This is a genomic window from Streptomyces sp. NBC_01142, assembly GCF_026341125.1.
In the GTDB taxonomy this organism is placed as follows: domain Bacteria; phylum Actinomycetota; class Actinomycetes; order Streptomycetales; family Streptomycetaceae; genus Streptomyces.
On record NZ_JAPEOR010000002.1, the window covers coordinates 3112133 to 3125701 of the forward strand.

General features: G+C 67.9%; 13 protein-coding genes. 5 read left to right on the top strand and 8 right to left on the bottom strand.

Going from position 1 to position 13569, the window contains the following annotated elements; all coding sequences use genetic code 11:
• Positions 1-172 precede the first annotated feature (172 nt).
• The 8 genes from OG883_RS31790 to rpmH form a co-directional block, all read right to left on the bottom strand.
• Complete coding sequence (locus OG883_RS31790; RefSeq protein ID WP_266548039.1) at positions 173-1270, bottom strand: ParB/RepB/Spo0J family partition protein; 1098 nt, start codon at positions 1268-1270, stop codon at positions 173-175.
• Complete coding sequence (locus OG883_RS31795; RefSeq protein ID WP_323181018.1) at positions 1267-2343, bottom strand: ParA family protein; 1077 nt, start codon at positions 2341-2343, stop codon at positions 1267-1269. The genes OG883_RS31790 and OG883_RS31795 overlap by 4 nt, the downstream gene beginning before the upstream one ends.
• A gap of 316 nt (positions 2344-2659) precedes the next feature.
• Complete coding sequence (rsmG, locus tag OG883_RS31800; protein ID WP_266548042.1) at positions 2660-3376, bottom strand: 16S rRNA (guanine(527)-N(7))-methyltransferase RsmG; 717 nt, start codon at positions 3374-3376, stop codon at positions 2660-2662.
• 113 nt (positions 3377-3489) lie between these two features.
• A complete protein-coding gene (locus OG883_RS31805) occupies positions 3490-4002 on the bottom strand; it encodes a R3H domain-containing nucleic acid-binding protein (protein WP_266548044.1) in 513 nt (170 codons plus the stop codon).
• Positions 4003-4016: 14 nt separating this feature from the next.
• The gene (gene yidC / locus OG883_RS31810) at positions 4017-5282 is read right to left on the bottom strand and encodes a membrane protein insertase YidC (RefSeq protein WP_266548046.1); all 1266 of its coding nucleotides are present in this window, start codon (positions 5280-5282) and stop codon (positions 4017-4019) included.
• Positions 5283-5285: 3 nt separating this feature from the next.
• On the bottom strand, positions 5286-5645 hold the full coding sequence (gene yidD / locus OG883_RS31815; protein ID WP_266548049.1) for a membrane protein insertion efficiency factor YidD: 360 nt from the start codon (positions 5643-5645) through the stop codon (positions 5286-5288).
• On the bottom strand, positions 5642-6013 hold the full coding sequence (gene rnpA / locus OG883_RS31820) for a ribonuclease P protein component (protein WP_266548052.1): 372 nt from the start codon (positions 6011-6013) through the stop codon (positions 5642-5644). Before rnpA ends, yidD begins: the two co-directional genes overlap by 4 nt.
• Before the next feature lie 18 nt (positions 6014-6031).
• The gene (rpmH, locus tag OG883_RS31825) at positions 6032-6169 is read right to left on the bottom strand and encodes a 50S ribosomal protein L34 (protein WP_030305394.1); all 138 of its coding nucleotides are present in this window, start codon (positions 6167-6169) and stop codon (positions 6032-6034) included.
• Between the two features lie 366 nt (positions 6170-6535).
• On the opposite strand from rpmH, the gene dnaA reads away from it, so the two are divergent.
• The 5 genes from dnaA (at position 6536) to OG883_RS31850 (ending at position 13015) form a co-directional block, all read left to right on the top strand.
• Positions 6536-8317 carry a chromosomal replication initiator protein DnaA gene (gene dnaA, locus OG883_RS31830; protein WP_323181019.1) on the top strand — a complete coding sequence of 594 codons (1782 nt, stop codon included), beginning with the start codon at positions 6536-6538 and terminating at the stop codon, positions 8315-8317.
• 918 nt (positions 8318-9235) lie between these two features.
• The gene (gene dnaN, locus OG883_RS31835) at positions 9236-10366 is read left to right on the top strand and encodes a DNA polymerase III subunit beta (RefSeq protein ID WP_266548057.1); all 1131 of its coding nucleotides are present in this window, start codon (positions 9236-9238) and stop codon (positions 10364-10366) included.
• 78 nt (positions 10367-10444) lie between these two features.
• Positions 10445-11320, top strand: a complete 876-nt coding sequence (gene gnd, locus OG883_RS31840) for a phosphogluconate dehydrogenase (NAD(+)-dependent, decarboxylating) (protein WP_266548060.1) — start codon at positions 10445-10447, stop codon at positions 11318-11320.
• Positions 11321-11351: 31 nt separating this feature from the next.
• The gene (recF, locus tag OG883_RS31845; protein WP_266548063.1) at positions 11352-12479 is read left to right on the top strand and encodes a DNA replication/repair protein RecF; all 1128 of its coding nucleotides are present in this window, start codon (positions 11352-11354) and stop codon (positions 12477-12479) included.
• Positions 12476-13015 carry a DUF721 domain-containing protein gene (locus OG883_RS31850; protein WP_266548065.1) on the top strand — a complete coding sequence of 180 codons (540 nt, stop codon included), beginning with the start codon at positions 12476-12478 and terminating at the stop codon, positions 13013-13015. Before recF ends, OG883_RS31850 begins: the two co-directional genes overlap by 4 nt.
• The last annotated feature ends 554 nt before the right edge of the window (positions 13016-13569 follow it).

Below are 13569 nucleotides of genomic sequence, written 5' to 3' on the forward strand. Positions count from 1 at the left end.
CGATCGCATGGCCCTCGCTCTCCCTCTGAGGTGGATCAAGGTGGATGCGCCGTACCAGAACGCATCGTATCCACCCAGCCCTGGCACGGGTACTCTCCGACGGCAAAGGGCGGGATGTGTTCCGTGAACAACCGGACACAGCCCGCCCTCGCCGACAGCCATTCGGAAGGCCTCAGCCCTCCTCGTCCTCCGCGGGCTCCTCGCCGAGCCCCTTCTCCAGGACCCGTCCCTCTCCCGGGGCGAGGGTGCCGAGGATGCGCTCCAGATCGTCTATCGAGGCGAACTCGACGACGATCTTTCCCTTCTTCTGTCCGAGGTCGACCTTCACCCGTGTCTCGAACCGGTCCGAGAGCCGTGAGGCGAGGTCGGTCAATGCCGGCGACAGCCGGGCACCGGCACGCGGACTCTTGGTCTTGGACGTGCTCTTGGGACTGGAGTTGATCAGGGTCACGATCTCTTCGACCGCTCGCACCGAGAGCCCCTCGGCCACAATCCTGTGCGCAAGCCGGTCCTGCTCCTCGGAGTCCTCCACCGAGAGCAGCGCCCGAGCATGGCCGGCGGACAGTACCCCGGCAGCTACCCGGCGCTGAACGGAAGGCGAAAGGCGCAGCAGTCGCAGCGTGTTGGACACCTGCGGACGGGAGCGTCCGATCCGGTCGGCCAGCTGGTCGTGTGTGCAGTTGAAGTCCTTCAGCAACTGGTCGTAGGCCGCGGCCTCCTCCAGCGGGTTCAGCTGAGCGCGGTGCAGGTTCTCGAGCAGCGCGTCCAGAAGGAGCTTCTCGTCATCCGTGTCCCGGACGATCGCGGGAATCCGCTCCAGGCCCGCCTCACGGCAGGCCCGCCAGCGGCGCTCACCCATGATGAGCTCATATCGCTCCGGCCCCAGCTGCCGTACGACAACGGGCTGCAGGAGCCCCACTTCGTTGATGGAAGTGACCAGCTCCGCGAGGGCGTCCTCATCGAACACCTCACGCGGCTGGCGCGGGTTGGGCGTGATGGCGCCGATCGGCAGCTCGGCGAAGTGTGCTCCGGCCGGCTCGGCAGGCTGCGATGCCGCCTCGGGCTCCGGCGCAGCCATGCTCGCCTCCGGCGGAGCGGAAGCGGCGGGCAGCGTCGTCACCTTGGCTGCAGCCACACCGCGTTCCGCGGTCAGCACCGGAGCCGCTCCCGGAGAAGTTGAAGCCCCGGTCTGGGGCACCTGCTTCTCCTGCGGAGCGGCGGGAATCAGCGCACCGAGCCCACGCCCCAATCCTCTACGTCGCTCACTCACTGGATCCCCTCCGACATGTTCTGCTTGCTGTTCTGGCTGCCCACATGGGCATGCTGCGGGTCGTAGTGAAGCCCGACCCCCCGCAGCGCGATCTCACGGGCCGCCTCGAGATACGACAGGGACCCGCTGGAACCCGGGTCATAGGTCAGCACCGTCTGTCCGTAGCTCGGGGCCTCCGAAATACGCACCGAGCGCGGGATGCTCGTCCGCAGTACTTCCTCGCCGAAGTGGCTGCGCACCTCGTCGGCGACCTGCGAGGCGAGCCGTGTCCTGCCGTCGTACATGGTGAGCAGGATCGTCGACACATGCAGCGTGGGGTTGAGATGCCCACGGACCAGATCCACATTCCGCAGCAGCTGTCCCAGCCCCTCCAGCGCGTAGTACTCGCACTGGATGGGGATGAGCACCTCTGCGCCGGCGACCAGCGCATTGACGGTCAGCAGGCCGAGCGACGGCGGACAGTCGATGAGGATGTAGTCCAGCGGCTGCTCATACGCCTGGATCGCCCGCTGTAGTCGGCTCTCCCGCGCCACCAGCGACACCAGCTCGATCTCCGCACCGGCGAGATCGATGGTGGCGGGGGCGCAGAAGAGACCTTCGACGTCCGGGACTGGCTGGACCACTTCGGAGAGCGGCCTGCTCTCCACCAGGACGTCATAGATCGAGGGGACTTCGGCGTGGTGATCGATCCCCAGCGCCGTGGAGGCGTTGCCCTGTGGATCCAGATCGACGACCAGAACGCGCGCGCCGTGCAGCGCGAGCGAGGCGGCGAGGTTGACCGTGGTGGTGGTCTTTCCTACGCCGCCCTTCTGATTGGCGACGACCATGACGCGTGTCTGCTCAGGTCGGGGCAGACCCTCGCCGGCACGCCCCAGCGCCTCCACAGCCAGCTGGGCAGCACGGCCAATGGGGGTGTCGTCCATCGGGGGCGGTGTTTCACGTGAAACATCCTCCCCCGCCGACTCGGTACGGGGACCGGGGACCGGATCGGTCATCGGTCCCGCGATGTTGGCGTCGGACCGCAAGGATTCACTCTCCTCGACTTCAGGCTCGCAATGCACAGAGCCTGCCATGCTTTCGGGGTCGTGAACCAGCGAGGCCCGTTCTTCTGTGGAGGAATCCACCTCTGTGGACAATTCCGTAGCCCGCACGAGGGGCTTGCGGCCCTTCGACGGGGCGGCAGCACGGCCGCGGCTGATGATTCCCTGCAGCAGTGAGCGACGTTTCACGTGAAACACGATGCACGGGCCGCACTGCCACACCGGCTCGACACTCCGAAATGCGTAGGTATGGCAGCTTGTATGGAGCATCGCTGATAGGCAGTAGGACTGTACGGATCGTTATCCGAAGGTCGCCGGAAAGAGCAGGCAGACGGCCAGGCCGTACCGATCAGCGACGCCGACGGGTACGGCTCGTCCGGGCTGCCTTCGCCCGCTTCGCGGCAAAGCGCACTCCGCCAGGGCTCTCCCCGACCTCCACCCGCACCACAGTGGACAGCGGATCGACGATCCCCTCGCCCACATGCAGAACCGATGCCTGCACCACACCGAGCTTGCTCAGTGCGGCCCGAGCGCCCTGGATCTCCTCCTCGGCGGTATCGCCCTTGAGCGCCAGCATCTCTCCGTACGGACGCAGCAGGGGCACTCCCCAGCCCGCCAGCCGGTCCAGCGGCGCCACGGCACGCGCCGTCACCACATGCACTGGCGGCAGAGTGCCGAGTACCTCCTCGGCTCTGCCGCGGACCACGGTCACATGGTCCAGACCCAGCAGTTCCACGACTTCCTGGAGAAAGTTCGTCCGGCGCAACAGCGGCTCAAGGAGCGTGATCTTCAGATCCGGGCGTACCAGCGCCAGCGGAATGCCCGGCAGGCCGGCCCCGGAGCCGACATCGCAGACAGTGACACCTTCGGGCACGACCTCGGAGAGCACCGCACAGTTCAACAGGTGCCGCTCCCACAGCCGCGGCACCTCACGGGGGCCGATCAGGCCACGCTTGACTCCCGCGTCCGCGAGCAGCTCCGCATACCGCACGGCCTCCGGAAAGAACTCTCCGAATACCGTCCGCGCTTCTTGGGGCGCATGGGGAAGCTCTGCTGCCTCCGTCACGGGAACCGTCCTTCCGTACCGCACTGCCGCAATGTGGACTGTGATGGCTGACTATCAGGCTGACAAAGATCGGCCCCGCCTGCGAACAGACGGGGCCGAGGGAACGATCGAGGTCAGGCCGGGAGTACGACGACGAAGCGCTGCGGCTCCTCGCCCTCGGACTCACTGCGCAGACCCGCGGCCGCGACCGCGTCGTGCACGACCTTGCGCTCGAAGGGCGTCATGGGGTCCAGCTTCACCGGCGCACCGGTGCTCTTCACCTCGTCGGCGGCCTTGGCACCGAGCTCGGCGAGCTCCGTGCGCTTCTTGGCCCGGAAGCCCGCGATGTCCAGCATCAGCCGGCTGCGGTCCCCGGTCTCTCGGTGCACAGCGAGCCGGGTCAGCTCCTGGAGAGCCTCCAGGACCTCGCCGTCACGGCCCACGAGCTTCTGCAGATCCCGGCTGCCCCCGTCGCTGATGATCGAGACCGCGGCCCGGTCGGCCTCGACGTCCATGTCGATGTCACCGTCGAGATCGGCGATGTCGAGCAGACCCTCGAGGTAATCAGCCGCGATCTCCCCTTCCTGCTCGAGGCGGGTCAGGGTGTCGCCACCCTCGGCGGCGGCGGAGATGGTGCCTTCCGTCACGGATGGACTCCTTCTTACTTCTTGGACGACGGGTGCTTGGGCCGCTGCTGGCCCTTGCCCTGTCCGGATTTGGGCTGGCGGGCAGAACCAGGGGCAGGCTTGCCTCCCGGCTGCTGCTTGGCGTCCTGTGGCTCGTCCTTCTGCAGCGAGAGCTTCGACACGGAGTCGGTGTCCTCGCCGCTCTTGGCCGCGCCCTGCTGGGCACTGCCGGACTGACGCTTCGCCTTGGTCGAACGCTTGGGCTGCTGCCGCTTCTGCGCGGCGCCGCCCTCGGCGTCGGGAACAGCGGTCTCGCTCTTGGCCACCGTGCCGTCCGCCTGGGCTGCGAAGCCCGCCTTGGACAGACCGGTGATGAACCTGCGCTCGTTCTCGTTGCGGTCCGTGCCCTTGGCGACGATCGCCTGGACGACATTGCGCTTACGGCGCGAACGCACCTCACCGTGGGCGGTGACGCCCTTCAGCAGCCGCTGAAGGTAGTGGTCCTGGGCCTTGCTGCCCGGGGTCGGGTTCTGGCTGATCACGTACATCTGCTGACCCATGGTCCACACGTTGGTGGTCAGCCAGTAGACGAGGACACCGACGGGGAAGTTGACACCCATCACGGCGAAGATGACCGGGAAGATGTACATCAGCATCTTCTGCTGCTGCATGTACGGCGTCTTCACCGTCAGGTCGACGTTCTTCTGCATCAGCTGGCGCTGCGTGTAGAACTGCGACGCCGACATCATGATGATCATGATCGCGGTGACGATACGCACATCGGTCAGCGAGGCGTCGAGAGCAGCGACCTGCGCCGCGCTGTCCGTGAACTTCGATGCAAGCGGAGCACCGAAGATGTGCGCCTGCCGCGCGCTGTCGAGCAGCGACTGGTCGATGACACCGACCTGCTTGTTGCTCGCGATGCTGGAGAGCACGTGGTACAGGGCGAAGAAGAACGGCGACTGGGCCAGGATGGGAAGGCACGAGGAGAGCGGGTTGGTGCCCGTCTCCTTGTACAGCTTCATCATCTCTTCGGACTGACGCTGCTTGTCGTTCTTGTAGCGCTCCTGGATCGCCTTCATCTTCGGCTGGAGCGCCTGCATGTTCCGGGTCGACTTGATCTGCTTCACAAAGAGCGGAATCAGACAGATCCGGATGAGGATCACCAGCGACACGATGGACAGTCCCCAGGCCCAGCCCGTGTCGGGGCCGAAGACGGCGCCGTAGAGCGTGTGGAACTGGACGATGACCCACGAAACAGGTGTGGTGATAAAGCTGAAGAGACTGGCAATCGTGTCCACTAATCAGGCTCCTTGAGCATTGGGCGAGGTCTCTGCGGCCGGGCTCGGGGGTTCGGAGGCCGCCCCCCTGGGAGGCACATCAGCGGCGGAGTGCCCGCCCTTGCTGCCGCGCAAGGCATCGCGCAGCATTTCGTGCCATCGCGGTCGCTTGCGCGGAGGCACATGGTCCACGCCACCCGGCGACCACGGGTTGCACCGCAGGATGCGCCAGGCGGTCAGAGCTGTGCCCTTCACCGCGCCATGCCGGTCGATGGCCGTAAATCCGTAGTGGGAACACGACGGGTAGTACCTGCAGACCGGCCCCAGCAGCGGGCTGATCGTCCACTGGTAGAGCTTGATCAGAGCCAGCAGCGGGTACTTCATCGCGCGCCCCCTCCCAGCAACCGCTGAAGAGCGGCATCCAGGTCTCGGGCCAGCTGTGCATGGTCGGCGTCGCCCGCACCGGGCAGCGCCCGTACGACCACCAGGCTACCGGGGGGCAGCGCGGCGAGCCGATCGCGTATGAGGTGACGGAGTCTCCGCTTGACCTTGTTACGCACGACCGCCCCGCCCACGGCCTTGCTCACGACGAAACCCGCACACGTCGGGGGAGCGCTCTCCCCAGGCGCGTGCGGGTCCGTTGCACCGCTGCGTAGATGGACGACGAGGAGCGGGCGTCCGGCCCGACGTCCTCGGCGTACCGCGGTCGCGAAGTCCTCGCGCCGCCTCAGCCGATTCTCGGTAGGCAGCACGTCATGACCTGTCCGCGATCAGGCGGACAGGCTGCTGCGGCCCTTGCCGCGGCGAGCCGCGAGGATCGCACGGCCGGCGCGGGTGCGCATGCGCAGACGGAAGCCGTGGGTCTTGGCACGACGACGATTGTTCGGCTGGAAGGTGCGCTTGCTCACTCGGGGGCTCCAGAAATGATTCGTAGATGGCGGGACATCGCCTGGCTGTCACCGTGCGCCCACGAGTAGCTCGCGTTTACGCCCGAGTGCACCGCTCCACGATCACAGACCGTGATCTTTGCCCATCGGAGGCAGGCGGCAGCAGCCATCGACAACTCGACCTGGTCACGGTACGCGCGGCTACGCCATCCGGTCAAACCAGGCCGATAGCGGGGCCCACTGTGCACAGCCTGTGGACAACAACTTGAACCGCGCGGGTCGGCCTGACTACCGTGGCTGAACTCCAAATTCTTTTCCTGCCTGTCTTCCCATCCCTTCCCGAGAACCACACATTCGTGGGACGGGACCTGTGAGAGAGCGTGCCTTGTGGCTGACGTACCTGCCGATCTTGCCGCAGTGTGGCCACGCGTGCTGGAGCAACTCCTCGCGGAGGGCCAGCAGGGCATCGAGCCCAAGGACAAGCAGTGGATCGAGCGCTGCCAGCCACTCGCGCTGGTGGCCGACACCGCGCTCCTCGCCGTCCCCAACGAATGGGGCAAGCGGGTCCTCGAGGGCCGGCTGGCGCCGCTGATCAGCGAGACCCTGAGCCGCGAGTGCGGCCGCCCGATCCGGATCGCGATCACCGTCGACGACTCTGTGGGCGAGCCTCCCGCTCAGCACGGGCCCCCCGCACAGCAACAGCAGGCGCCCCGCTACCAGGACCCGCACCACGACGATCCTCGTGACCCTCGTGATCCTCGGCAGAGCGACCACTACGAGGGCTACGGGCACCGGCCCGCCGACGACGACGGACTGCCGAACGTCCGCCCCGCCTACCCCGAGTACCAGCAGCATCAGCAGCAGCGCCCGGAGCCCGGAGCCTGGCCGCGTACGCAGGAGGACCTGTCCTGGCAGCAGCCGCGGCTCGGGGGCTTCCAGGACCGCGATCCGTACGCCACCGCCCGGCCGCGCCAGCCCCAGGACGACTACCGGCAGCCGCAACCGCCCGAGCGCCGGCAGTACGAACAGCAGCGGCACGATCTCCCCCAGCATCAGGCCCCGCACCGCAGTGCTCCCGGAAGGGCTCCCGGCCCACTGGGGGCCCAGCCCGCGCCGGCGCCGGGTCCGGGCGAGCCGCATGCCCGACTCAACCCGAAGTACCTCTTCGACACGTTCGTCATCGGCGCGTCCAACCGGTTCGCGCACGCCGCGGCCGTCGCGGTCGCCGAGGCCCCGGCGAAGGCGTACAACCCCCTGTTCATCTACGGGGAGTCGGGGCTCGGCAAGACGCACCTGCTGCACGCCATCGGGCACTATGCGCGCAGCCTCTACCCGGGCACGCGGGTGCGGTACGTGAGCTCCGAGGAGTTCACCAACGAGTTCATCAACTCGATCCGCGACGGCAAGGGCGACACCTTCCGCAAGCGCTACCGCGACGTGGACATCCTGCTGGTCGACGACATCCAGTTCCTGGCGAGCAAGGAGTCGACGCAGGAGGAGTTCTTCCACACCTTCAACACGCTCCACAACGCCAACAAGCAGATCGTGCTGTCCTCGGACCGGCCGCCCAAGCAGCTGGTGACGCTGGAGGACCGGCTGCGGAACCGTTTCGAGTGGGGCCTGACCACCGACGTACAGCCGCCGGAGCTGGAGACGCGAATCGCGATCCTCCGCAAGAAGGCGGTGCAGGAGCAGCTGAACGCCCCGCCGGAGGTGCTGGAGTTCATCGCCTCCCGGATCTCGCGCAACATCCGCGAGCTGGAGGGCGCACTGATCAGGGTGACGGCCTTCGCGTCGCTCAACCGGCAGCCGGTGGACCTCGGGCTCACAGAGATCGTGCTGAAGGATCTGATCCCGGGGGGGGAGGACGCTGCCCCCGAGATCACCGCGAGCGCGATCATGGCGGCGACGGCCGACTACTTCGGGCTGACGGTGGAGGATCTCTGCGGATCCTCGCGCAGCCGGGTGCTGGTGACGGCACGCCAGATCGCGATGTACCTGTGCCGCGAGCTCACGGACCTGTCACTGCCGAAGATCGGTGCGCAGTTCGGCGGGCGGGATCACACGACCGTGATGCACGCGGACCGCAAGATCCGCGCGCTGATGGCCGAACGGCGCTCGATCTACAACCAGGTCACCGAGCTCACCAACCGCATCAAGAACGGCTGACACAGCCGCCGCAGCAGGCCGCCACCAAGGCCGGCGAAGAGGCCTTCGAGGGCGCTCCGGGACAGCCTCCTGGGGCGCCCTTCCTCGTTTCGCACGGCCTCGATCCGGCCGCCGCGCCTCCTCAGGACCCCTTCAGCGCGTCCTCAGCTCGTCTCCGGTGCGTCCCCGGCGTGTCCCCGGTGTTCGAATACGCATCGGCGGGGAGCTGTTCTCCACAGATGCGGGGGCGATCTTGCGTCCACAGCCTGGGGACTGGGAAGTTGTCCAGATTGAGTCCACAGGGGCGATTGCTGAGACCTCATCACACCAGGTCAGGCGCTTGTGGATTTGTGGCCAACCTTGCTCCACAGGCTGTGGACAAAAAATCCGTCCACAGGGGGCGATCAACGTTGTCCACTGGCAGCCCACAGGCAGCGCCACGTTGCCCACAGCTTCTCCACACCCCTGTCCACTGTTCGGCAACGAAACACCCGGTCTCACCATGCCGAGTGAAAGCCGTCACACCAACGAGGTCGGTTGGGCTGTGGGGAACGTGGGTAAAGCTGGGGACAGCACTGGGGAGAAGTCCCCTCGGGCTGTGCATCGGATGTGCAGAACTTTCGCGCGTCCACAGAAGCACCGGGTTGTCCACCGGCTCCACCCACAGGCCCGGTGGACAAAAAAACGGGTCTGACCTGCACAGATGACGTTATCCACCGTTTCCACAGGCCCTACTACTACTCCCACTTAGAGTTACCGGGAAATTCGCTTCGAAGAAGGCCCTGTGCACAACTCGAGCCCGGAGTGCCTGACACCTCTTGCCGCGACTTGACCCCGACCCGCACCGACTGTCGGTGCCGTACGTCAGACTGGTCCCCGGCGATACAGCCGACGACGAAGGCCAGCAGGGCGAGCCAGCAACAGCAGGAGGCGGTTCCGGTGAAGATCCGGGTGGAGCGCGATGTACTCGCGGAGGCGGTGGCCTGGGTGGCCCGCAGCCTCCCGGCCCGTCCGCCGGCGCCCGTACTCGCGGGCCTTCTTCTGAAGGCGGAGAACGGCGCCCTCAGCTTCTCGAGCTTCGACTACGAGGTCTCGGCGCGCGTCTCGGTCGAGGCGGAGGTGGACGAGGACGGCACCGTTCTGGTCTCCGGCCGGCTGCTCGCCGACATCTGCCGCGCACTTCCCAACCGCCCGGTGGAGATCTCCACAGACGGTGTACGGGCGACCGTCGTCTGCGGCTCCTCGCGATTCACACTCCACACCCTGCCTGTGGAGGAGTACCCGGCGCTGCCGCAGATGCCGACCGCGACCGGCACCGTTCCCGGTGAGGTCTTCGCCTCCGCCGCCGCGCAGGTTGCCATCGCCGCCGGCCGCGATGACACGCTGCCTGTCCTCACCGGCGTACGCATCGAGATCGAGGGCGACTCCGTCACGCTGGCCTCCACTGACCGCTACCGCTTTGCGGTCCGCGAGTTCCTGTGGAAGCCGGAGAACCCGGACACCTCCGCGGTCGCCCTGGTGCCCGCCAAGACGCTGCTGGACACCGCCAAGGCGCTGACCAGTGGTGACACGGTCACGCTGGCGCTCTCCGGCTCGGGTGCGGGCGAGGGGCTGATCGGTTTCGAGGGTGCTGGGCGGCGGACGACCACCCGGCTGCTCGAGGGCGACCTGCCGAAGTACCGGACGCTGTTCCCCACCGAGTTCAACTCGATCGCTGTCATCGAGACCGCGCCGTTCGTCGAGGCCGTCAAGCGTGTGGCGCTGGTCGCCGAGCGGAACACCCCGGTGCGGCTCAGCTTCGAGCAGGGTGTACTGATCCTGGAAGCCGGTTCCAGTGACGATGCACAGGCTGTGGAGCGCGTCGACGCGAACCTGGAGGGCGACGACATCTCGATCGCCTTCAACCCGACCTTCCTGCTGGATGGGTTGAGCGCCATCGACTCGCCGGTCGCCCAGCTCTCCTTCACCACCTCCACCAAGCCGGCGCTGCTGAGCGGCAAGCCTGCTGTGGATGCCGAGGCGGATGAGGCGTACAAGTACCTGATCATGCCGGTACGCCTGAGCGGCTGACCCCACAGGTGTGCAACCGCGTCCGGGCGTAGGCTCGGACGCGGGTAAGAACTGCACACAACGCCAAAGGAATCTCTGATGGAGCTCGGTCTCGTCGGTCTCGGCAAGATGGGCGGCAATATGCGTGAGCGCATCCGCCGCGCAGGCCACACCGTCGTCGGATACGACCGCAATCCGGACCTCGCCGATGTCCACAGTCTCAAGGAGCTTGTGGGCAAGCTGAAGGGCCCGCGGGTCGTATGGGTGATGGTCCCGGCCGGGGCCGCGACTCAGGCCACCGTCGATGAGCTCGCCGAGCTGCTCGAGCCCGGCGATGTGGTGGTGGACGGCGGAAACTCCCGCTGGACCGACGACGAGAAGCACGCGGTCGAGCTCGGCATCAAGGACATAGGTTTTGTCGACTGCGGTGTTTCCGGCGGCGTCTGGGGCCTGGAGAACGGCTACGCGCTGATGTACGGCGGCACCGCCGCCAATGTCGCCAAGGTCCAGCCGATCTTCGACGCGCTCAAGCCCGAGGGCGAGTTCGGCTCGGTCCACGCGGGCAAGGTCGGCGCCGGCCACTTCGCCAAGATGGTCCACAACGGCATCGAGTACGCCATGATGCAGGCCTATGCCGAGGGCTGGGAGCTCCTGGAGAAGGTCAACTCGGTCACCGACGTACGCGAGGTCTTCCGCTCCTGGCAGGAGGGCACGGTCATCCGTTCCTGGCTGCTCGACCTGGCGGTCAACGCCCTGGACGACGACGAGCACCTGGACAAGCTGCGCGGTTATGCACAGGACTCCGGCGAGGGCCGCTGGACTGTGGAAGCCGCCATCGACAACGCCGTGCCGCTGCCCGCGATCACCGCGTCGCTGTTCGCCCGGTTCGCGTCCCGCCAGGACGACTCCCCGCAGATGAAGATGATCGCGGCGCTGCGCAACCAGTTCGGCGGCCACGCGGTCGAGAACAAGTAGTCCCTGAGCCGGGGGAGGTCGGCGTACATCCATGCACGTTACGCATTTGTCGCTGGCCGACTTCCGCTCGTACGCCCGGGTCGAGGTCCCTCTTGACCCGGGCGTGACCGCGTTCATGGGGGCGAACGGGCAGGGCAAGACCAATCTGGTCGAAGCCGTCGGCTATCTCGCGACGCTGGCCAGCCATCGGGTCTCCTCGGACGCTCCGCTGGTGCGGATGGGGGCCGACCGGGCGGTCATCCGGGCAGCCGTCACCCAGGGCGAGCGCTCCCAGTTGATCGAGCTCGAGCTCAACCCGGGGAAGGCCAATCGGGCCCGTGTCAATAGGTCCTCGCAGGTCAGACCGCGTGACGTGCTGGGGATCGTACGGACGGTGCTGTTCGCCCCGGAGGATCTGGCGCTGGTGAAGGGCGATCCCGGCGAGCGGCGGCGGTTCCTGGACGAGCTGATAACGGCGCGGTCGCCTCGGATGGCGGGGGTGCGGTCCGACTACGAGCGGGTGCTCAAGCAGCGCAATACCTTGCTGAAGTCGGCGGCGATGGCGCGGCGGCACGGCGGGCGCGGGATGGATCTGTCCACGCTGGATGTGTGGGACCAGCATCTGGCGCGGGCCGGGGCGGAGCTGCTGGCGCAGCGGATGGATCTGATCGCGGCGCTGCAGCCGTTGACGGACAAGGCGTACGAGCAGCTGGCTCCCGGTGGTGGTCCGGTTGCGCTGGAGTACCGTTCCTCCGCCGGTGGCGAGGCGGGTGTGCACGGGCGTGAGGAGTTGTGCGCGCAGTTGACTGCCGCGCTGGCGGAGGTCCGCAAGCAGGAGATCGAGCGGGGCGTGACGCTGGTCGGGCCGCACCGTGACGAACTGGTGCTCAAGCTGGGCCAGCTGCCGGCGAAGGGGTACGCCAGCCATGGGGAGTCCTGGTCGTACGCGCTGGCGCTGCGGCTGGCCTCGTACGACCTGCTGCGGGCCGAGGGCAACGAGCCGGTGCTGGTCCTGGACGACGTGTTCGCGGAGCTGGATGCGCGGCGCCGGGAACGGCTGGCGGAGCTGGTGGCTCCGGGCGAGCAGGTGCTGGTGACGGCGGCGGTCGACGACGATGTGCCCGGGGTACTGGCCGGGACGCGGTACGCGGTGGCGGACGGGGCGGTGGAGCGCGTATGAGCGACGAGCCCGTGGAGCAGTCGCCGAAGGCGCCCGAGTCGTCGGGGATCGATCTGGCGCGGGTCGCGCTGCGCGCGGCGAAGGAGCAGGCGAAGGCGCGAGGTGCGGCCGCGCAGCAGAAGAAGCAGGCCAGGCGGGGTGGCGGGCTGCGGTCCGGGGCGCGGGCGGACGGGCGGGATCCGCTGCCGCTGGGTGCGGCGATCAACCGGCTGATCACCGAGCGGGGCTGGGAGACGCCGGCCGCGGTCGGTGGCGTGATGGGGCGCTGGCCGCAGATCGTGGGCGCCGATCTGGCGAACCACTGCGTGCCGCAGAAGTACGACGAGGACGAGTGCGTCCTGACGGTGCAGTGCGACTCGACGGCGTGGGCGACGCAGCTGCGGCTGCTGGCGCCGCGACTGGTGGCGCGGCTGAACGAGGACCTCGGGCAGGGGACCGTAAAGCTGATCAAGGTGCTGGGGCCGGGTGGGCCGCCGCGGAGGTATGGGCAGCTGAGGGCACCGGGGAGTGTGGGTCCGGGGGACACCTATGGCTGAGGCGGCCTGGTAGGCAGCGGGCTTGTCGCTCTCCCCTTGCCCCCCGTGCTCCCCTTGCCCGCCGCTTCCCATGTCGGGGGCTCCGCGCCGGAGTCGCCGCGGCAGTTTTGCGCCGCGCGATGGTGGGCGCCCGGTCTGCGCCCGGGGGCGTTCGCCCCGGGACCCTGCACGGTGGCTGTGCCCTGCCGGACGGCGCCCGCCGGTTCGGCGCGAAGCTGCCGCACCCCTGCTATCCCCGTACGGCGGCTCGCGTTCGGGGCTTCATCGCGGCTCGTGCTGCGGTCCACTCGCAGGCTCCCGCCGCGGCAGCTCCGCGCCGAGGGGCCCTCGTCTTCGGGGCGCGTTGAGCATCCCGGCCCCGGGGCTCAGCCTCGCGGCCTCCCCCGGCGCCCCCCACCCGGTTTCCCCCGCCGCGGCCACCCGTGCGGCGGGGGAAACCGGGTGGGATGTGTGAGGTGTCCCTCACGGTAGTGGGTGGTTGACAGGCAGAAGCGCTCAACGCCTGCGTGAGCCTCTTGAAGCCCCTTCCCGGATATGGGGAGTCGGACCGTTGG

What these genes read in the sequence shown, in the direction of transcription:
- OG883_RS31850 (WP_266548065.1), top strand. Translation starts at nt 12,476, where the DNA reads ATGAGCGACGAGCCCGTGGAGCAGTCGCCGAAGGCGCCCGAGTCGTCG.
- OG883_RS31795 (WP_323181018.1), bottom strand. Translation starts at nt 2,343, where the DNA reads ATGGCAGGCTCTGTGCATTGCGAGCCTGAAGTCGAGGAGAGTGAATCC.
- recF (WP_266548063.1), top strand. Translation starts at nt 11,352, where the DNA reads ATGCACGTTACGCATTTGTCGCTGGCCGACTTCCGCTCGTACGCCCGG.
- yidD (WP_266548049.1), bottom strand. Translation starts at nt 5,645, where the DNA reads ATGAAGTACCCGCTGCTGGCTCTGATCAAGCTCTACCAGTGGACGATC.
- gnd (WP_266548060.1), top strand. Translation starts at nt 10,445, where the DNA reads ATGGAGCTCGGTCTCGTCGGTCTCGGCAAGATGGGCGGCAATATGCGT.